General features: G+C 44.9%; 18 protein-coding genes. All 18 read right to left on the bottom strand.

The genetic code is table 11. The features are described from left to right. Positions 1–77 precede the first annotated feature (77 nt). Complete coding sequence (gene rbr / locus BO18_RS09155) at positions 78–635, bottom strand: rubrerythrin (RefSeq protein WP_034445569.1); 558 nt, start codon at positions 633–635, stop codon at positions 78–80. 143 nt (positions 636–778) lie between these two features. Further along, entirely contained in the window at positions 779–1,036 is a 258-nt protein-coding gene (locus tag BO18_RS09150; protein ID WP_034445567.1) for a hypothetical protein, read from the bottom strand. A gap of 148 nt (positions 1,037–1,184) precedes the next feature. Then, positions 1,185–3,188, bottom strand: a complete 2,004-nt coding sequence (locus tag BO18_RS09145) for a methyl-accepting chemotaxis protein (protein WP_034445565.1) — start codon at positions 3,186–3,188, stop codon at positions 1,185–1,187. A 145-nt stretch (positions 3,189–3,333) separates the two neighbouring features. Continuing rightward, positions 3,334–4,458, bottom strand: coding sequence for a glycoside hydrolase family 88 protein (locus BO18_RS09140; RefSeq protein ID WP_034445563.1), 1,125 nt, complete (start codon positions 4,456–4,458; stop codon positions 3,334–3,336). Then, positions 4,458–5,987, bottom strand: coding sequence for a lipopolysaccharide biosynthesis protein (locus tag BO18_RS09135; protein ID WP_034445561.1), 1,530 nt, complete (start codon positions 5,985–5,987; stop codon positions 4,458–4,460). The genes BO18_RS09140 and BO18_RS09135 overlap by 1 nt, the downstream gene beginning before the upstream one ends. After that, positions 5,984–6,913, bottom strand: a complete 930-nt coding sequence (locus BO18_RS09130; protein ID WP_034445559.1) for an alpha-1,2-fucosyltransferase — start codon at positions 6,911–6,913, stop codon at positions 5,984–5,986. Before BO18_RS09130 ends, BO18_RS09135 begins: the two co-directional genes overlap by 4 nt. Next, entirely contained in the window at positions 6,901–8,136 is a 1,236-nt protein-coding gene (locus BO18_RS09125; protein WP_066738220.1) for a polysaccharide pyruvyl transferase family protein, read from the bottom strand. Before BO18_RS09125 ends, BO18_RS09130 begins: the two co-directional genes overlap by 13 nt. Before the next feature lies 1 nt (position 8,137). Further along, positions 8,138–9,310: a glycosyltransferase family 2 protein gene (locus BO18_RS09120; protein WP_034445557.1), complete on the bottom strand. Its 1,173-nt coding sequence runs from the start codon at positions 9,308–9,310 to the stop codon at positions 8,138–8,140. A 6-nt stretch (positions 9,311–9,316) separates the two neighbouring features. Continuing rightward, on the bottom strand, positions 9,317–10,690 hold the full coding sequence (locus BO18_RS09115) for a DUF3329 domain-containing protein (RefSeq protein ID WP_034445555.1): 1,374 nt from the start codon (positions 10,688–10,690) through the stop codon (positions 9,317–9,319). Beyond that, on the bottom strand, positions 10,674–11,873 hold the full coding sequence (locus BO18_RS09110) for a hypothetical protein (protein WP_034445553.1): 1,200 nt from the start codon (positions 11,871–11,873) through the stop codon (positions 10,674–10,676). The genes BO18_RS09115 and BO18_RS09110 overlap by 17 nt, the downstream gene beginning before the upstream one ends. 12 nt (positions 11,874–11,885) lie before the next feature. Then, complete coding sequence (locus tag BO18_RS09105; protein WP_034445551.1) at positions 11,886–12,839, bottom strand: glycosyl transferase GT17 family protein; 954 nt, start codon at positions 12,837–12,839, stop codon at positions 11,886–11,888. 16 nt (positions 12,840–12,855) lie between these two features. Continuing rightward, a complete protein-coding gene (locus BO18_RS09100) occupies positions 12,856–13,974 on the bottom strand; it encodes a glycosyltransferase family 2 protein (protein ID WP_034445549.1) in 1,119 nt (372 codons plus the stop codon). Next, positions 13,971–14,729 carry a DUF5672 family protein gene (locus tag BO18_RS09095; RefSeq protein ID WP_242856536.1) on the bottom strand — a complete coding sequence of 253 codons (759 nt, stop codon included), beginning with the start codon at positions 14,727–14,729 and terminating at the stop codon, positions 13,971–13,973. The genes BO18_RS09100 and BO18_RS09095 overlap by 4 nt, the downstream gene beginning before the upstream one ends. A gap of 17 nt (positions 14,730–14,746) precedes the next feature. After that, entirely contained in the window at positions 14,747–15,790 is a 1,044-nt protein-coding gene (locus BO18_RS09090) for a glycosyl transferase (protein WP_034445547.1), read from the bottom strand. Continuing rightward, a complete protein-coding gene (locus tag BO18_RS09085) occupies positions 15,790–17,607 on the bottom strand; it encodes an ABC transporter ATP-binding protein (protein ID WP_051688602.1) in 1,818 nt (605 codons plus the stop codon). The genes BO18_RS09090 and BO18_RS09085 overlap by 1 nt, the downstream gene beginning before the upstream one ends. A 15-nt stretch (positions 17,608–17,622) precedes the next feature. Then, on the bottom strand, positions 17,623–18,495 hold the full coding sequence (locus BO18_RS09080) for an alpha-1,2-fucosyltransferase (protein ID WP_034445545.1): 873 nt from the start codon (positions 18,493–18,495) through the stop codon (positions 17,623–17,625). Positions 18,496–18,763: 268 nt separating this feature from the next. Beyond that, entirely contained in the window at positions 18,764–19,858 is a 1,095-nt protein-coding gene (locus tag BO18_RS09075; RefSeq protein WP_051688601.1) for an SGNH/GDSL hydrolase family protein, read from the bottom strand. Position 19,859: 1 nt separating this feature from the next. Then, the gene (locus BO18_RS09070) at positions 19,860–21,407 is read right to left on the bottom strand and encodes an MBOAT family O-acyltransferase (protein ID WP_034445543.1); all 1,548 of its coding nucleotides are present in this window, start codon (positions 21,405–21,407) and stop codon (positions 19,860–19,862) included. Between the last annotated feature and the right edge of the window lie 34 nt (positions 21,408–21,441).

Here is a 21,441-nt window from a genome sequence, read left to right as displayed (position 1 = left end):
TAACATACAAACCTCTTAAAAATCCCCGGCTCTGACCATTTCAGAGCCGGGGATTTCAACTTTATAAAACGCTTATTTCAATAGTTCTGAGCCTTTCTGATGAAATAAGCCTGTGGATGATTACATACAGGGCAAACCTCAGGAGCCTTAGGTCCAACCACAACATGTCCGCAGTTAGAGCACTCCCAGATTGTGTCGCCGTCTGCTGAGAATACGATGCCATCCTCAATGTTCTTAAGGAGCTTACGATATCTCTCCTCATGCTCCTTTTCAATTGCTGCAACCTGCTCAAAGAGATCAGCGATATCATTAAATCCCTCTTCTCTAGCAGTCTTGGCAAAGCCTGGATACATCTCCTTCCACTCATAAGCTTCACCATCAGCAGCAACATTTAAATTATCAACTGTAGATCCGATTCCTGAAAGAATCTTGTACCAGAGCTTAGCATGCTCCTTCTCATTAGCAGCTGTCTCCTCAAAGATCTTACTGATCTGAACGTATCCGTCCTTCTTAGCCTTGGAAGCAAAATATGTATATTTATTTCTTGCCTCAGATTCCCCGGCAAAGGCTGCCATCAGATTCTTCTCAGTTTCAGTTCCCTTTAGTTCATTAGTCCTTGGATCAAGATTTGCCATAAGATAATCTCCTTTCATAAGTCACGTCAATGTAATGATATTTTACCATATAATTGCCATAAAAAAGAGATGTCTGTAAATAAATATTCAGACATCTCTCCTTATCTTTTATTATTGTTCTACCAATGAAAAGAGCTATCGTCTCACTTAGCAGCTGCCCATGTAAGACCATAAAGCTGTTCCATCAGTTTTCTAACCTCGTCCTTCATACGGTTGCAAGCGGAAGCCTCATCAACAAAGTTCAGAACTCCGATCCTGTCCTTCTTGTCCTGGAACCATACTGCCCAGCCATTCTCAGTCTTATCAAGACAGATCCTGTTCTTGTGTGATCCCCCGATCTTGTAGAGCTTTGAAGGAACCAGATGCTCTTCTAAATAACTCTTAAGTTCCTGTGCGTTCATATTGCCTCCTCTCCGGAAACTCCGAATTTATATTCAAGTAGTTCTTGAATTTATTGCATGTAGTTTTGATTACTACATAAAATATATCATATAACTACTTTTATATCAAGAGGCTTTTGCCCAGTTTCCATGCACAGTTTTGGCTTTTTTAATCCTTAAAGAACTTCATATCTTCATTGAGTTTCTCAGCGATTTCCTTCAGGTTATTAGCAGATCCTGCAAGAGTTGTGACTGTAGCTGAAAGCTCCTGCATGGAAGCACCGGTCTCCTCGGAAGATGCTGCATTTTCTTCGGAAATAGCTGAAAGAGCGCTCATGGTATCAACAACGGCATTCTTGGAATTCTCGCAGGTATCTGCGCCCTGGGAGATCTGCTGTACACCACCAACTGTACTGTTGATATCTGCCAGCATTCCATTTACTGCATCAAGTGTCTCGCCAAGAGCAATCTGCTGATCGCTGTTGCCCTGCTTAACATCTTCAGCAGCACCTACAGCAGCATTACTCTGCTCAAGCAGCATATCCATTTCCTTCATGATGTCATCTGCCATCTGCTTGGAATCTTCAGCAAGCTTTCCAATCTCTTCAGCAACAACCGCAAATCCCTTACCTGCTTCGCCGGCTCTTGCTGCCTCGATTGAAGCGTTAAGTGAAAGGAGGTTTGTCTGAGTTGCAATGGATGTGATTCCTGCAACCTTTTCACTGATCGTATTAACTGCATCCTTTGTAGCCTGGATAGTATTAGAAATATCATCTATCTTGGCTGTCATCTCAGCAGAAGAATCCTGAAGTGAATGCAGGGACTGACTGGAGATCTCTGATGCTTCCTTCATCTTTCCTGCCAGTTCTGTAAGACTTCCTGAAGAATTCTGAACATCTCCTACAGCATCGCCGATCCTTCCGACATTTTCTGATGCGGACTGGATCTCATCAGCCTGCTGTGTTGCTCCGGAAGCAATTTCCTGAACGGCATTGGATACGTCCTCTGCTGTCTGGGAAATCTGGTTGGCCATGTCAGAAAGTTCCTCGGAGGACTCACCAACATTTCCTGCAGATTCCTTGATATGGCTTACTATTTCTTTTAAGGTACTGATAACTGAGTTCATGGCTCTTGAAATAGCTCCGAACTCATCCTTCTTCTTATCATAGCCTTCTACAGCCTCAAATCTACCATCAGCAAGAGCTGTAAGAGATTTGCTTACGGCTTCAATCGGTCTTACAAAGCTGTTTGCCATAAGCAGTGAAATAACTGCTGAAGCAATAAGCATAACAAGGCCAATCACGATAACTAATGTAGCAGCCTGTCTTGCGGAGGAAAGAACCTTCTTGGAATCAGTTGCTGCACATACCCTGAACTGAGACTTAGGCTCAACAACGTATGCAACATAGGCATCATAACCCTTACCTGTATCAACAAAGTAGAAGCCTTCGTCCTTTCCGGATACCATGAACTCAGACTTTGATCTGTCCTCTTCCTCGTGAGCGCCTTCACCGATCTCGTACTGTGAATGGGCTGCTACCTTTCCGTCCCTGTCTACAAGGAAGGCATCCTCTGCCTCAGAAGCAAGAAGTTCATGGAAGTTGTTAAGATCATAGTTTCTATGAACAATACCAATTACTTTATCTCCGTCCTTGATAGGAGCAGCAAAGGTAATGATTCTTCTGCCATTAGTCTTACTGATCTGAACGTTGGAGACGTAGATAGTTCCACCGATTGCCTTCTGGAAATACTCCCTGTCCGATACGTCAATGCATTCACCCGTTCCTCTTGCAATCTGCATTCCTGTCGCGTCAGTAATACACGTGTTATCACCATCATCCAAAATCGCATCGCACTCCAAAAGAGTAGCCTGAACAGCGTCAAGTGGAATTCCAGCTTCGCCATTTACAAAGTTAATAATTGTAGGATTCCCAGCGATACTTCTGATCATGTTCATGTTGGTTTCAACAACCATGGAGAAATTATCCTCAAGGTACCAGCACTCCCACTCAAGAATATCCTGAGCATCCTTCATGGCCTTATTCGTGGATGTCACGTAGCTGGCAATAACAGCCACCAAAAGCGGAACTGCTGTAACCAGGATCATTACGGAAATAAGTCTGGTCTTGATACTGTCTTTAAACTTAATCTGGGATTTTTCTTTACCTGCCATATCTGCCTCCAAAGTAAAAAAAATTTAGCTTAAAACCAGATTAATTATATTACTTTCGTTAATTTTTGTGCGTTATTCAGGACATAATTAATAATAATTTAATCAACAGTAAAGAGACTGCACAAAAATGTACAGCCTCTTACTTTCACAATGTCGCCAATACCGCCAGCACAGCTCCCTGTCCCCATGGGTAGTGACCATAGCTTTGGTAGTGAACTCCGAAGTCATCGCAGGAGCTTAAGGTCTTCTCAACCTTTCCGTCTACAATAGATTCCAAAAGAGCTGTAAGACTCTTTTCAACCTCTGGCGCCTCGTGATTCTCCGGTCTCATAAGACCATAGAGGATCATACCTGTTGCGGATGTATCCAAAGGGCCGTCCACAGCCTGAACCTGCCAGGCAAATCCGCCATCAGGCTTTTGATAGGAAGCCAAATTTACAGAAAGCTCTCTGTACCAGGTCACAAGCTTGCTGACCACATTGAGGTCAGGACCTGTTTTCCCCTCCAAGGCATAACTCTCCATAACGGCAGCAAATTCCGCCAGTCCCATAATAAGCCAGCCTGCTGCCCTTCCCCAGGAAAGAACTCCTTTTTTAACTGCTGTTCCCTCAAGGGAATAACCATGATATGGAAGACCTGTTCTGGAATCCATGCCATACTTTTTAAAATTTAAAAGCTGAAGCGCAGAAATATCCAGAGCCTCTTTCACCTCAAAGGCTTCACCATAAGCCGCAAGAAACATGCTCACCATGCCTGTTCCATCAGCAAATACATTTCCCAAATCTCTGTCGGAGTTATAGACTATGGTTCCAGTCTTATCCCTGGCTGCATTCTGCAGATAAGCATAGATCTTGTCAGCAGTAATCTTACAGGCATTTCGAAGCTTCTCATCATAGCTCTGCTTATAGAGTCTTACCACAGCCACCCCTGCAAGGGCGTCATCAATATAGTCCACCTTCGCACCATACTTGCCCTTCCAGACATTTAAGTGCTTAAGGATAACGGAATCAATCTCCTCCACAAGAGCATCTGCTCCCTCTTCCTTTGCCAGTTTCTCAATAAGGGAACGCCTTGCTTCCACTAGTCCCAGCATCAGCATCCCTGCCGGCCAGAACAGAGGATCTTTTGTCCTTACAGACCTGCCCATGGCACTCTTCACAAAATCCTTTGCCCTGTCCTTTACCGAAACATCTCTGATCCCTTTTAAATCCTTTGTTGTCTGTCTGATAACCTCAAAATAAATCTTTGTGTCCAGCTGAAATCCGTCCATTACTTTGCCCTTCTTACCTTCTCCAGCACCTTGGCGCTAAGATATTTGAATTCCTCTGTTCTGCCGTAAAGCAGAAAATATACCCCATTGAAGATCACTGTGATGATCACAGCCATTACAAAAAATGATACGAAATTAAGATCTGAAATAACTTTGCTGCTGATGAACTGACATACCACCAGCACCGAAACCATGCTAAGAAGATACTTTGCAGTGTCAGCAAAATACCCCCATGCCTTCCTGTCAAAGCAGCTTCCGTAAATTATCACAGGCTTTGTTACATTGGCGATAAGCCCTGAAACAATGGTTCCAATATAAACACCTGTAAGCCCCAGTGGTGTCTGCACCAGCACAATGGAAATCACCAGGTTCACAGCTCCCTGTATAAGCGCCAGGTACTTATCCGGCTCAAATACTCCCGCAGCAGTCTTGTAGTTACTAAGAACAATCCTGTCACCCTTGAAGTAATAATCAATGAGGATGCAGTAAACCGCCGCCTGTGGAAGGATCCACTTATCTCCCCACAACAGCCTTATGAGAGGAGTTAAAAGAACCATAAACCCTATGCAGGAAAATCCATAAACCCAGGAGGCAAAGAAGCGATATACCTTGAACATGGAAAACTGCTTTTCCTTGCTCTCCGTGGCAATGAGATTTCCAAAGCTTGAAATAACTGAGTTAAAGATAATATTTACGAAGTTAGCAACTGAGTTGATTACCAGGTTATAGTTGTCAACAAATCCAGCCATGGAAACTTCGATAAAGGACGAAATAATAAGGGCATCCGTCTGAAGTCTTGCCACATCTCCCACTTTGTGGAATACAAGGGCCTTTGTCTTTTTCCAGACTTCGTCGCTCTCTTCTTTTGCAAGCTTTGTCACATTCTTATCCTTAAGATATGGATAAAGCTTATCAAGATACCTGGACACAAAAATCTTCTGGATCAGCTGAACCGCCGCATCCGTCAGAAGGAACAGGTAGAAGTTCTCTGTCGCCACAACCACGATGATCTGTATAAACACAGTAACGATCTTGGTTATGGTAAGTATATTCGTCTGGATATAGTTCTTTTGCTCAGCATTAATGAGACTGTACTTATAGGCCACAAAGTAGCTGGTCACAGTGTTGAACAGGAAGATGAGGTAGAAAAGAACCAGATCCCTCTGGGAAATGCTCCCCGGATTCTTAACCAGTATCCCAAGGAAAGGCGTAAGCGCCAGGCCAATTCCTGCCACCACCAGGGCAATCACATGATAGGCCTTTCGGTAAAGCTGCATATAGGACTTGATCTTTTCAGTCTCACCCCTTGCCACCGGTCCGTAAAGGCTGAAGTTCAGGGCTGTTCCAATGCCCAGCTCCGCCATGTTGAGCACCGCCAGAATGTTGCTGTAGAGAGAGTTTACACCAAGAAGCTGCTCATTTAAGTGCATGAGAAAGACAGTTCGCAACACAAACGACATGATCGTGGTTGCCACCTGTCCCACATACCCAAAGGTTATATTTCTTGTTGCGGATTTAACTCTGCTCACACTATACTTCCTTTTTCGTCCATCAGTATCCAGTCAGCCCAGTAATCATGCATGATCTCCGGGGTTACAGGCTGGTTATTTCTCATCTTATAGGTTCTGATCACCATCTTGTCAGGCCTTCTGTTGAGCCTTGCGCCCCAGAAACTAAAAGTGGAATTTGCACAGATATTACCCCTGCAATGACTCATAAGCATCAGGTCCTGAACGCTGTTTTTACCTGTGTTCCAGTCCACGATGGTGTATCTGCTCTCGTCAGAGAACTTCTCCCTGGCATACTCGTGGTCACTGGTAAAAATGTAAAAATGAGTCGAAGGGTCTTTTACCCTGAAATACTCCATGGCGCTGTCGTAGTACTCCTGGGTAGCAATGTTCCCCAGAATAGCGAAGTTCGGCGGATCCAGATAATCCCCACGCCTTATGTGGACGCTGACGGAGTTCTCCTGGTCCATTCTATCCGCCAGAGCCATATTCCTCTTATGAAGGATCTCATCGGGATGATCCGGGAAAAGAAATATCTCCTGCATGTCAGGCATTATGTCCGCATAATATTTCTGGCAGGCAAAATACCCTGAGATGTACTTATCTTCAAGTTCAAACACCTCCGGGTGGTACATCTCTTTTTCGGAAAAGACATTTGGATTCTCGTCACTTCTAAGGCCCAGCTTACAAGCAACTTTTCCTGTTACCTTCTGAAGAGCATTCCTCTTTAAAAAGAGATCTCTCTCCTCCTTGGTGCATTCCTCAAAAGTAACGCCTTTAAAGGTGCTAAGCTCAAATTCTCTTGGAGCCAGCATATTCTTTTGGATTGATGGATCAAACCATGAAAGGTCAAGCTTAATATCCTTCCCCATCTTCTTAAGCTTGGTGTAGACCGAGTACTGCTGCATCTGGTTTCCCAGACCGCCTGCGATCTTCAATATAAGCATATTGTTTCCCCCAAAGTATTGTTGTAGTGGGTACGCCCTGTCATCAGATGTTTCGTAATATATTCATAGGACCGTATTAAGGCCTCTGGGTCTGAAATATCTTGTACTGGTAGTACGTAGTTTTCTATAGTGCCGAAGAGGTCGGTGGCGATGCCTCGGCTCTTTACGGAATAGCCAATTACCAACGTTGGGACACCGGAGCTATAGGCGGCGATTGTGCTGTGGGTACGGGCGCCTACGAAAAAGCTGCACTTGGAAATGTAGCCCTTTAGGACTTCTGCAGGAGCATCTTCGATGAACACAGCTCGTCCTGTGGATGCAATCTCCTCGTACATTTCACGCAAAGGCTTTCTGTCGTCGTTGGATGGCCAGACTACGTGTGGCACGAAGGCTATATTGTTGTCGGTGTTATCTAGAATATACCTAATGAAGTTCCTATAACTTGCTTTCACCAGCGCAGGATCTCCTGCCCTTTCAAGTACCATGGGACTTAGGTTTATTCCTACGGTTGCTCCTTCCTTAAAGTTCTCCGGAAGAGTAACCTGAGCTGTATCAAGTTCAAATGCCGGGTCTTTTCGAAGTGTCAACTTATCAGCAGAAATTCCGGCGTTCAGCAAAGCATTATAGGTGATGGATTCCCTTGCATAAATGTGGTCAAAATTCATCAGGTCCTTAAGGAGCGCCCCATTCTTCAAAGAATCAGGCTCAATGGAGCATCCCCAGAGCACCGTCTCAAAGCCCCTCTTTATGAAGTAATCATGAGCCAGGATAAGGTCTCCCACCATCTCTGGATAACAGTAATTGTCACCACCAATGGATATCGCCAGGGGCTTGTTGTCTACGGCAACTCCACACCTCTTAAATTCGCGAACATATCCCCTGTAAGCATCCTTAAATCTGTAACGCATGAAGGACTGCTTATCACCAGTGATCTTGCGCCAACCATAGTAAAAGACATGGGCCAGGAAATCCTTATCAATGTGTCTTTCCGTCTCCAAAAGACAAAGCCCCTGCTTTTCCAGCTCTCCAAGAACGTATCGCCTGTCCTCCTCTGCATCATTTGAGATGATCACAGGCTTCGGCGTGGTATTCATGTCGCACCCATGTTCAAGGCGCAACCTATGGATCATCCTGATAGTGCTATCCGCAATAGCCTCGCACCCATGATTTCCGCTTCCGGCGTGCATGTATAAAATAATGGGTCTGTTCAAGTTTTCTTTCATGTCAATTTCCTTTGTGCTTCCCATAGAGCTTAAGATACAGCGACGGGCTCAACCTAAAGACCATCACCTTTATCTTATAGCCTGCAGACAGCGCCGCAAAAGCGCCGTGAGTCTTGAGAGCATGGTTTATCTGCTTCGAAGCCTCATCAACCGCCAGCTTCGCCAAATCTGAATCCGCAGCCCCGGTCATCGCAGTCTTCCCCAACAAATCCTTCGTCTCTGCCATACCCTTCACAGTTCCATGCAATTCTTTATCTAAAGCACTACCTGCGCTTGTCTCCATCACAGCAACCTTTCCGATCACCAGAAACGCAGTCATGATCTGGCTTGCTGCCAGTGACACAAACGCGAAGCTTGATAGGTTCTCACGATAGGGCAAAAGTTTATCCTCAGCCTGCTTCCAGCACCTTATCTCGTCCATGTAGCTGGCCTTAAAGGCGCTCTTCATAGCACCGGATTCGTTCTCTGTATAAATGTAATCCCCGGTTGCAACGCACCGGATGGTATGTCTCTTTTCCTGGGAAAGGGCAAAGTCCAAAAGAAACAAAAGATCCTCTCCGATGGTGAGCCCCTCCTGAAACATTATGTGGTTCTCAGAAATTGTCTTCCTGTCAAAAAGCTTTCCCCACACATGAGAGTTGGAATTCAGAATGCAGTTCTCAATGTACTGAAATCCGCTTATCTTCTGAGATCCCGAATAACTATCCGTATCATCCAAAAGAACTGTTCCCTCATCGGCATACTTCATGAGGCCTTCCAGGAACTCCTCTTTCACCTGATCATCCGCATCTACAAAGGCAACAAATCTTCCAGTAGCCCTTTCAAGGCCAAGATTACGGGCGTGGGAAACTCCGAAGTTCTTAGTATGAACAACCTTGATACGTCCCTGCGTCCCCGAAAGATTGCCTCCAGCCTGATCGCCAGAATGCGCCTCCGATAGTCCGCCCCGGGTCTGCCTCGCAGAATCCGCAGCACCTCGGCCAAACTCCTTCTGCAGCTCATCACAGATCCCTCCAGACCCATCTGTGGAGCCGTCGTCCACCAGGATAACCTCCAGCTCATGGTCCTTGATAAACTTCTGATTTAAACAAGATAAGACACACCTTCTAAGTGTGTCTTTTGCCTGATATACAGGAACTATAATGCTGACAAGTTTCTCCCCATTACTATCCATTAACCCTTAATACTCCGTCCAATCCTCGCGCTCCACAGCCTCAATAAAATCAAGTCCGTAGTGGTAACAGTAGCTCATGTTCAGCCAATTGTCCTTGTCCTCAGAGATATCTGAATCATAGGCCATGGAAAATCTGCTCTGCCACTGAGGTCTTAACTTCGGCGCCTTGATCCACAGCTTGTCCTCCTGAACGCACTGGATATAGTAAACTTCTCTCTCGTCAAACTCCCTCTTTATCCTTGCAAGGTTTGCCCCTTCCTGGACATAAGTAAACAGAAGGAACACGCCATATATAGCCACAATAGATGTTACCAGGATCTGGACCACATCCTCCTTAAAGCCCTCATTTACTATCCATGCAATTCCCTGCATGATTCCTGTCATCAGAAACAGGCTTGCCCCGTAATAAGTACGAAGCTGTGACTGTGACACCATGATAAGCGCATAGCAGGTAGCAAGGAACATAAATCCAAACAAAAGCATTCCCTTTGAAGCCTCAAAGAACGCTGCTGCCTTCCCTGTTCTATAAGCAATGGCAATTGCCACAACCATAAATACAAAAACGAGCACAAGATAGCTTTCCTTGATGTTCAGTGTTATCTTAAGGAATCTTGCTGCCAAAGCCAGAATTCCGGTGTGAGCTTCTTCCTCAGCCTCAACTCCTGCTCTTGCAGTATTTCCAGGAGATAATAGCATCACAAGATATCCAACGATATTGCCCACAACTCCGGTAACCATCCAGTTCTTGAAGCCGGAGAAATCTCTTTTCTCAAACCACTTGCCAATGAGCATCAGCAGGGAAAAGACAATTACGCCGCCGGAAGTGTTCTCGTTGCACCAGCCGGCCAACACTCCCAAAAGGAAAACTCCAATAGCAAAGCCAATGCCGGAGTCCCTGTCATTCCAGAAAGCCTTCCTGTACACTGTAATAAAAGCAAACATGATAGCAGCTGTAAACATATAATTACATGCGCCGGTCTCCCAGAAGGTACTGTTGGAAATTGTGGGATCAAAGAGCCACATCAGCACCAGAATCCCCACGTAGATCCTGAGATCATAAGCCCTCTTGTGACGGATATTTGCGTAGATCATAAGGGAAAGCGCCGTAAACACAAGAGCTGCTGCCACATTGAAAACAGCCTTGTTCCCAATATAAAGGAATATCCTCAGCATGATATGAGAAATACTCCTTCCTGTGTGTCCCATGTAATGCTCGTACTCCTGGGCAAACAGATCAAAGAAGCTCGTTGCCTCTGCCACCTTATCTGCATATATAACGTCATCCGACATTGTTGGTGTTAAAAACTCATATACTGCCACCATGATAAAGTTCACGATCGCAGTCACATAAAAGAGCTTTTTCCTAAGCTTTTCCGCCATAGGTCTCCCCTTCTTTTATATCAATCTTTAGAATAACTGCCCTGAAAAAACATCCCAGGTAAACTCCCGCGATTATCAGGAAGAAATCCCTTCCCAGATATCTGGTAACAAAGGTCGCCTCCGCAAGAGTATATATTGAAAGGGAAATGATAAGGATCAGAGTCCATACATCCCTCTTCTTCCAGCTAACATAAGCAACGGCAAGGACACACAGGATGATCACCACCGCAGGTATGATCCCGTACCAGTAAAAGATCCTTACCCAGCCCATATCAAAGTATGACTCACAGCCGTGGCCTGAAAAGAGCTTCCACCTGTAGAGTACGCCATCGCGATTCTCCGCGCTGTAGAACAGGTTACTTATCCTGAAGTTTATTTTTCCCTCCAGGATCCAGAAATCACCGTCAACATAATTGTCTATGTATACTGTAGATGCCAGCCACGCAGCAAATACAGACAGTGCCACAGAAAAAACTGTTGAAAACGTAGTGCCTACAACATAAATACCCTGACACCCGGATACCTTAGGAAAGATCCTGGCAATAATCGCAAGTACCACAGTCATAAAGCAGACAGCAATTCCAGTCCTTGACTGGGACAGCCATATTGCTGCTCCCGAAAGTAAAATGCAAAGCACATACTGCCACCACTTCGCAGTCTTTCCATAGAGCCAAAGCCACATCAATAGCAGGGCATAGGCACATCCAAACAAAGTGTTGGGATGACCGAAACCAAATACATATCTCTTTTCATTGGGATCGCTCCTGCCGTAGTCCGCTACCAGAGCTATATCTCCCATAATTCCCAGAACCGAAAGAAGGGCAATCAGGCCAAATCCTGCAAGACAAACATAAAAGCAATACTTCATGGCCTTATAAAGATCAACGTCCCTTGCTGCCATGATGAAGGTACTAAGCCTTAACAGATCATTTTTCCCGGAATAAACATAAGCAAAACCGGAGAGCCCCAAAAGCACCAGAACTACTATCCATTCCTTCTTGTCCCTCTTCATAATCAGTGTTGCCACAAGAGTTAAAAGAAATGTTACCCTGAATACATAGCTCTCCCCGGAAAACTCTATCTCACTCTTTTCCAGGATCATCAATAAAAGCTCTATGGTAAGGGCTGCGTAAAACAGCGCATTTACTATTTTCTTCCTGTTGTCATCAGTCAAAAACTTCATATATGCTTCCCGTCACTTTGAAAACATTCTTCCAATCTTGCGACAGGCCTTTCTAAAAAATCTTCCAACTGTAAGATCCAGCTTGTGATACAGCTTTGAAAATGGCGATATTACCGGCATGACAAGATACTCATACTCTGATAGATGCTCCAAAAGATAAGCCGGATAGCTGTCGTCCACCTCAACTCTCTTAAAGGTAGCATCCCTTCCAAAGATATCCTGTCCCAAAACCAAACGGTCCACAGTCTCTAATATCACTTCACGCTCTGAGTACTCCTGATGAGCTGCTGCCAAGACCTTAACTCCGATCCTCTTTAAGGGGTCTGTTTCATGTTCTCCCCCCATGTACCCAAAGTGCCATCCGCCATCTGCAACTCTAACAGCGTTTTCATCAGTCACCTTGCAAAGATCCCTCATTCGAACTATTCCTTCCTCAGGGATGTTCAGCATGGATGAAACCTTTGTCCCAAGCCACTTTCTGTCCTTTTCCGCTATCTCAGGAAATTCCCCTGTTATTGAAAGAAGCTTTCCTGAAGACTCCTCCATGTTCAGGAACCCATAGAAATTTCTCTGGGCCAGGTGGTAAACTTTTGTCTTATCAAAGCTATTTATGATCTTTTCCAGAACCTTGGGATTTGGGATCTCGTCACAGTCTCCGAAAATTACCACATCGTCCTCTGTGGCCCCCAGCTCCTTAAGTCCCTTTATCAGCTGGTTTTTCTGGTAATAATCTCTTTCATGAGTTACGGCAACTGCTGGAGTGTCAGTAACCTTCACATAAACAATCTTATCCAGAAATTCCTTAAACTTTTCTTTGTTCTTCTCAAAGCACAGTTCCTTTTCCTGACCGGAAAAGGTCATGGTTGCCTCTTCGATAACAAACTTATCCACGAAAGGGTTTAGTATGTTCAGCCTCAGCTTTAATATATCTATCTCATTAAAGAAAGGTATGCAATCTATTACCATGTATATCTCCTAAATGTTACTGCCTACCCAAAAGCCTTTTCACAAAGCTCTTAAGAGCATGGGAAAAAGCATTGTCTATCAGCTCCCCGTATGGGTTCTCCAGGGTCATAAGTTCATGGACAAAAGAATCTTCTTCGCTGGCCCAGTCAGGCAGCTCTTTAAGTGCATAGCGGTCATAGAAGGGCATCGCCATCAATGCCTTAAGACATTTCTTCTTTTCTGACATTGAAAGCCTGGAATAAATAAGATTCTTGACCCCAATAGCACAGGTAAGGGTTTTCCGACTGGAAAGAATAGTCTGGTAGTCCTTATCCTCTATCCCAAGGACTTTTCTAAGCCCCCGGTCGCTCATTATTATTGTCCTGGACCACCTGTCCACATATTCATCAAACAGCTCCCAGGCTCTCTCCTGATCAGCCATAAAACGCTCATGGAAATTTCCTGTAAGGCCGTTTGAATTCTGGCGATAATAGTACAGATTTTGGTCCAGATAAACTATACTGTCAGCCTTATCTATGAACTCAGCTGTCTGCAAAAGGTCCTCGCCGTGGTGAAGATCAATATCCTCAAAGGAAGCAGTCTCCAAAGCAAACTCCCGCCTGATGCACTTATTCCACATGGCATTTATGGCATCAGAGCAGCTCATGATATCGTAAAAAATTATCTTCTCATCCCCCTTGTAGAGCTGATCCTCCTTGAAGGGGAAATTAAATATCCTGCTGTCTCTATTGTGATAATCCGCTGCGTTGTAGATTATAACATCGGGAGAAATGCCTTTTTCCTCCCATTTATCTATGTACCCCAAAAGGCACGGAAGAGCCTTTTCATCAAGCTCATCATCAGCATCCACAAACACCAGATACTCGCCCCTTGCCTGCTCTATCCCTTTTCTCCTTGCAGCAAAAGGACCGATAGGTCCGTAGTGGAACGTCCTGATGTAATTGTTATCCGAAGCGTACTGATCGCAGATCTCTGCGCTTTTATCGCTTGAACCATTCTCAATCAAAAGAACTTCATAGTCCGCCTGAAGGCCATCATCCCTACGCACCCTGCCTGCAGACCCATTAAAGGTCTTCAGAGTGTCAGCTATGTACTTTTCGGCATTATATACCGGAATGATGACCGAAAACTTCATTGTACGTTATGCTCCTCTTTCCATTTCTTCGACCTTCTCCAGAAAAGGAGCGGGCGAAGAGCCATCTTGAAGCGCTTTTTAGGGCTATAAAACCTGGGGTAACCAGCGTTTTCTCCCCACCATTTATGAAAGACAAAGGGCTCAACTCCCTTGTTCTCAGGAAGAGGGTGTTCCCTTCCAAACTTTATTGCCAGTTCAAAAGGTGCCCACTTAAGTCCCTGCTCCTCCATGAGATTCTTGGCGTGACAGCAAAGGAAAATATCCTCATTAAAAAAGCCGTCGTAGACCTTTACCCATGGCAGGTTATTCTTTTCAGGAAATTCCATAAGACGCTTTGACCTGATGGAAACTGAATTTCCAACCCTGCAGATCTGGCCCTTGCTGTCCCTGTAGGCGTAGTCATTCTTTGGAAGCGGCCATGGTGAACCTATATAGTCGTAATCAAGGAACTCGTCCCTCCAGTTCTCAGGGTGGATCACAAATCCGTCAGCATGGACAATAAGTGCAAAGTCTGTATTTATATGCTTGTACAGCTCGTAGGTCATCTTGTAATTGAACTTGTCTATGTCGTCAAGCTTGTCCGTGTGGCTGTACCTGATCTCTTTTGGAAGATAAAAGGGCTTTCGGTCCGTTATCAGCACAGCATCCCCAAATTCAATCCCTCGCATACTATACTTCATGGCCTGGACCGTCTCATATATGTCGACACTTGTCATGGCAACAAGTGTCACCTTAGGAAGTTTTATTTTATCCATAATGTAATTATCTTCCGTCAAACATGAAATACTTTAATGAGTCCGGTTCTGCGCTCAAGGCTGCGCCAGATCTTCCGTCCCATATAAACAGCATACAGGTAGCTAGCCCTGATCTTCTGACAGGTGCTGCGTACCTTTCCGGGCTTTTGGTTAAGTCTTTTGTATGTTGAAGAGGTTTTTTTGTACCTCTCAAGTTCCTGTCTGCACTCCTCCGGGGAAAAGAGCTTTCCCTTCCTGTCCATGTAATGGAAACAGCTGTAAATGTTCTGCTCTGATGCCCAGAAGCCGTCTGAAACATTGTGTCTTGCCCAATATTTTGGTGCAATGGCATACTGAAGCTCATCACTGGTCATGGCAGGAAATACTGCAAAGGATGAGTTGGAAAGCAGAAGATATCTGGCATTTTTGATGGTCACATAATCCTTGCCGATATCATTTCTTACTGCCTTAACCTCAGGAAGGATCTTGTGAGCTGCCTCAACATCATCAGTAACAGCTAAAAACTCCATATCAGGTCTTATCTTTCGCATCTGCCTGATGCCGTGAACCCAGTAGCTCCTGTCAAGCCACAGCTCCGGCGAATTGGAATAGTCTCCGCACCTGAGATGAATGATGCACAGATTGTCCTTCGTGTATTCATGGGAATCATACTCAGGCTTTACCTTGAGCCAATCCTTGAGCTTATCCTTGTACTTCTCAAAGTAGGCTTCTGCCTGCAGATTTCCATAGAGCAAAGTGTTATCTTCTATTTGGTCAAACCTTGGATCCACGCCACTTACGTAAGCACCGTGCTCCATATCGTGATCTGAACTGCCAATATACAGTCTGTTGTCATTGTCCTCAAAGATCTTGTATTTTGGCTTGTCGCTCTCAGGAATCTCCTCGCCAAGATCAATGTCCATAAAATACATTCCGCTGTCGGAGTGCATGTTGTTGGCCAGGGCCTTGGGATTACAGATTCCAAATTTATATCCATGGTCCTCAGCTACAGCCCTGGCAGTCACATACCAGAACAGCTGATTTCCAAGTCCAAATCCGTACAAAAACTCTGTTCCTATCATTACTGGATAACTGTCCTTCCTTCCAGAGTTGTAGGTGAGATCTTTCCGTCCTTCACCTCGTAGATAACGTCGCAGTTTGCAATGGTGTTAAGTCTGTGGGCAATAATGACCATGGTCTTCTTGCCGTGGAAGCTGTTGATGGCCTCCATAACTGCTGCCTCTGTCTCGTTGTCCAGAGCACTGGTAGCCTCGTCGAATACCAGTATCTCAGGGTTATGATAAAGAGCTCTGGCAATACCGATCCTCTGTCTCTGACCACCGGAAAGCCTCACTCCTCTGTCGCCGATTGTTGTGTCCAGTCCCTCAGGAAGAGTCCTTACAAAGTCAGCCAGCTGAGCCTCCTCCATTACCTGCCAGATCCTGTCCTCATCGATCCTGTCAGCATCAATACCAAAGGCAATGTTCTCACGGATTGACTCATCAACCAGATAAATTGACTGAGGAATATAACCTATCTGAGCAAGCCATGAATCATAGTTACTAAAGATATTGCTTCCATCGCACATGATCTCGCCGGCCTGAACATGTAAAAGACCCAGGAGAATATCTACGATGGTTGACTTACCGGCTCCGGAAGGTCCCATGATTCCCACGGACTGTCCCTTCTTAACCAGCATGTTTGCATTTTCAAAGATTCTCACATCAGAATCAGGGTATGCAAAAGTGATGCCCTTAAGTTCAATCTCTTTTTCCAGATGAAGCTCAGGTCCTGCGATGGCAGCGCGCTCTGCCCTCATGGCCTTATCTGTCTTCATGGATTCTGTGAGGTTCTCATAAACAAAATCAAGACTGTACTGATTGTAGGCAATCTCAGTCATATAGGTGTTGATACGGTTAGCGGAAGGCATGATCCTTATGGCAGCCACACCAAAGGCTGTCAGCTGAGGAATAAGCATGGTCGCATCCCCGCCCCTTAAAATATAAACCAGGATGTACAGGATGACAGTTGCCATAAATACTGTCTCGATCATGAGCCTTGGCACTGAATTCAGCACTGCATAATCTCTTGCGATATTAGCTCCTACCCTTCCAGACTCATAGTAGTTCCTGATAAAGAAATCCTGTCTGTTTAAAACCTTTACATCCTTAAGACCGTAAATAGCCTGGATTCTCCACTTGGCAATCCTTGACTGGGTGTTCTGATTCTCTCTTCCGATGTCATTGAGCTTTGGCTTTAAAAGCTTGGTGCTGATGAGAGTCATGATAAGAAGAACCACTACCATAAGAACCGTCATCTGCCAGTTAACGAATAAAAGTACTGCCCCGAGGAATATGGAAACCACCAGCTCTGTAGCCATAGATAGCATTGCCAGCATAAGAGAAAAGACCCTTGGGATATCACTGTCAGTTATTCTGAAAACAGTTGGGATATCTGCCCCAAGATAGTCCTCGTAGGGCCTGTTCAAAAACTCTCTCATGACACGGCTTATCATGTCATTACGGGCCCTTGCAACGAAGGTGTTCTGCCTGTGGATAAGGAAAAGCAGATAAGCATTTTTTATCACGAAAAGAGCTACCATCATGATAAGAAGTGCTGCCGACAAAGACCTGTCATCGTTAAGTCCCAGAGCATTTATAATATCCTGGAGTATCTGATGATCTCCGATAAACTCATGAAGGGAGTCGGGAACTATGATCGTTGACACAACAGGAAGCATCATTGAAACTCCAAGAGTCTCGAACACACCTCCTATTAGTATCAGCACAGCAAGAACCATCAACTGGCTCTTTTGTTTTTTATCAAATATATAGTTAATCTTAGAAAAAAGGCTGACCTTCTTATCAGCCTTTTTGTCCTGTAAATTGCTATTACTCATGTTAATTCCTATCGTTTATATAGCCACCTTAGTCATTCTGTCGGTGTAGATATCATCCATTCTCTTATTGTTGATCCACTTTTCAGGAGCAATGACCATCTTTTCCGGAGAATCGTTAAGCCAACAGGACCACCAGCTAAAAGAGCTATTGGCCATGATATGGTGCTTGCACCTGCTCATGAGGATCATATCCGATACATCGGTATTCTCACCCTCCTGAAGCTCAACATTTATGAAGTGAGGCCCTTTAAAGTGTTTCTTACACCACTCGTTATCATCAGAGAAGATGAAAAATACTGCATTGGGATGAGCCTGTCTTATCATCTGGATAGCATTCTTGTAATACTTTTCTGAGCAAAGGTTATGTATCTTGATGTGCTCTGCATCAAGATAGTCCGTTCTTCTTACGTGAATACTAACGGATTCGCTGCACTCGATCTGCTGAAGAGTTGACCAGCTGACGGAGTCATGCATGATCTCCTGAGGTCTCTTTCCAAACACTTCCTGGATCTGAGCTATAACCTCAGGTGAAGAGAAGTACTTTTCAGACTGCCAGTATCCCACAAGATAAGCATTCTCAACCTCAAGGATGTGGGGATCAAAGAGACCCTCCAGCTCATCTATCCTGAAGGTCTTTCTTCCGGTAAGCTTCCTTCTGATCCTGCTGAAAATATCCATCTTGGAATCTGTAAGAGCCACAACCTCTTCCTGCGTTGCCCTGTCATATTCTACGCCAAAACGGCCAAGAACCGGGACTCTGAGTTCATCACCGATAAAGCCGTTCACATCATCTATCTTTACTTCTTTACCTCTATGCTGCAGTTCTTTGTACAGGGCATATTGGAACATCTGGTTTCCCAGACCGCCCTTAAGCTGAATAATTATCATGTCTCCTCCAGGGGATGCTTTAAAATCGCAAAATCCCGCATATATTATAACCCAGAAAACCGCCAGGCACAAATCTGAACATGTATGCCCATAAATATACCCCGGCGGAGGTAAGGGAAACTGTATTCAGCATCTCGGAGCTCTGGACACTGCGACAAGCCAACCTGGGAGGCTGTCTTGTCTCCGTAGAGCTGGAGAATCGCTGCTGCATACAGTTTCTCTCACCTCCGCCTCATGGGATAAATAATAATTTCTATCTTCAAATACATCATTCATCGGACTCAAGTTCGTAATATGTTCTGGTAGCTACGTTGCTGAGGGCCTTGGTCCTAGCCTCTTCTATCTCGGAAAGATACTTCTCATAAGCCTTGTCCCAGTAGGCGTATTTTTTGTCGCCCCTATGATCCTTTGTCAGGGCCAAACCCGCATCCACATAATTATCTTTCAGGTACTGTATAAAGTAATCTGTCACCTTCTGCGCTCCAAGGACGTTGGTGTGGGTACCGTAGTCGCGGATGTCGGTGGTAAAATCAAGGCCTATCTCATCAAGGTGACGATTCATGTCAAGGAAGGGATAACCCTCTTTCTCTATGAGCTGAGCCATGTAGTTTATCTCCATCTGCTCTTCTTCGCTGGCAGAATACGGAGTTGTGACAAACAGGGCATTTATATTTTTCTCTTTAAGATAAGCAAGAAGGTCCCTTAGATACTCCTCCTGCTCCGGAGGAATGGACTTTGTGGCACTTTCTTCCACAAGGATCGGCGCATCTGAGGGTCCTACATCTGTTTCGGGAAGATAGCCCTTAAGATCCTCTGGATACTCATAGAAAAGGGTCCTGAACTGGGACCATAAAAACAGGGTCTTCCAGTTTGAGTGGTACTTGAATATATCAAAGTAGTAAGTCAGGCGCTCATCGGGATCATCCACCATGGCGTCGATAACTCTTTTCCTGTTGATGGAGTACTTCAGGTTGTCGGTAACCTCCCTTGTGTGAGCCATGTTTCCAAGGAGGTTCTCATCCTCAGCTCCCCACATCCTCATCTCGAAAATGAATAGTTCCGGATTCTGGGTCTTTAAGATCTCCTCCACCAGGTACTTGGTGGCCACGGGTCTTTGCATGTTGGAGGATACGGGATACATGGTAATGCCCGTCTCCCCATAGATCCTTGGAGTTTCAAGGCACATGGGAACAGGGCTGGAGCCGATGGCAACCGCATCAAGGCTGTCATTCTTCTCAGCATAAAAGCCCACAAACCTGTCCTTTACATCACCGTTGGTCCTTACTATATAGGTCAGATGGACCAGCATCCAGGCTATAAGCACTATGAAAATTATTGACTTTAAAACTTGCTTTTTTGTCATATCAGAAATCCTTGTAAATAAATTCCGCTGCACTAAATCCCGGGCCATACTCAGCCAGAAGTATGCAGTAGAAGAAAAGAGCTATAAGAACAGCCCACCTAAGGACAATGCCCTTGGAGGCCAGTAGCTGTCTAACGTTTTCAAAGCCCTTAAGGCTGGAGTTTTCAAGCTTACCCTCAGCGCATAATTCCATCCTGTACTGAAGCACAGATACAGTTATAAGGATCGCCAGAGATACTAACAGTATCCCCCATTCGATGAGATCAAGCCCCAGATTCAAAAGGCTTCCGTCAAAGAAAATCCCCGGGTTAAATACTGATACGCTCTCTCCAAGCATCCTGAGGGCGTGGGGTACATTGTCAGACCTGAAGAACAGATCACCTATGCACACCAGGAAAAAGGTTCTTGCTACTCTGAAGGCATTAGCTCCCTTGCTCTTAAGATCCATGTGAAGCTTCTCAGCAAAGAGCCAGGTGAAGAACGGAAGTGTCAGCTCCCCGATAACGATATATGCCCAGTGAAGAAGGCCGGAACCGATGACATACTTCATCTCTCCGCCATGCCAAAGTCCCACTGAAAGCCAGAGGATAAACATAGCAACGTAGGTGGTATACTGCTTACCCTTTTTCTTTCCAAGACTCTTTTTAAGGCGTGTTCCAAGGCCCATGATTGCCTTAGTCCTAAGGAGCGGATAGAAAACGTTGTCCTTCATCCAGGTGCCAAGGGTAGCATGCCATCTTCTCCAGTATTCACTTATATTCTTTGCAAGGAAAGGAGTTTTGAAGTTCTCGGGAAGGATAATCCCAAAGGTCTCAGAAAGACCAATGACGATGTCCATACATCCCGAGAAATTGGTATAAAGCTGGAAAGCAAAGCAGACAGTTCCAAGCCAGATATAGGCTCCCTGATACTGAGTGTCGTTACCGTATATGGTATTCACCACAACTGCCAGTCGCTCTGAAATTACCAGCTCCTTAAAGAATCCCCAGAGCATTCTCTGAAGACCAAAGGTAAGATTTTTATAATCAAGAGGATGATACTCAAAAAACTGATCTCCCGCCTCCCTTGTCTTGATGATAGGTCCGGAGATCATAACCGGAAAGTACAGCCCAAATAGTGCCGTCCTGAGAAAGCTCTTTTGCGCATGACTGATACCGTTATAAACCTCGATAAAGTATCCCAGAAGGATGAAGGTGTAGAAAGAAAGACCAAGAGGAACCAGTAATCCTCCCCCTGTCATAAGCTTCAAGTACTTAAGAACTATCAGGATTCCAAGAAGAACAAAGAGCTCAAGACCAAGAAGGATCCTTCGTTTCACCAGCTTATCCTCAGGTGTCTTTACAAGGATCTGCAAAAGTCCCCAGGTCACAAGGGATGCACCAAGGGGGTACAAAATCAGAAGCCCATTGCCTGATAACAGGTAATAGGCCACGCTTGCCAAAAGAAGTACCATCCACTGCCCCTTTTTCTTAAACAGTAAAGGCACCGTATAATATACAATTAAAACCAGCGCAAAAAAGCACAGGAATTTAAAGCTTGTAATTCCCATATGTCCTCATGTTTATGAATGATATACGGATTGC

This window comes from Butyrivibrio sp. AE2032 (assembly GCF_000702965.1).
Note: the sequence above shows the minus strand (reverse complement) of the source record. Positions and strands in the feature narration are given on the sequence as shown.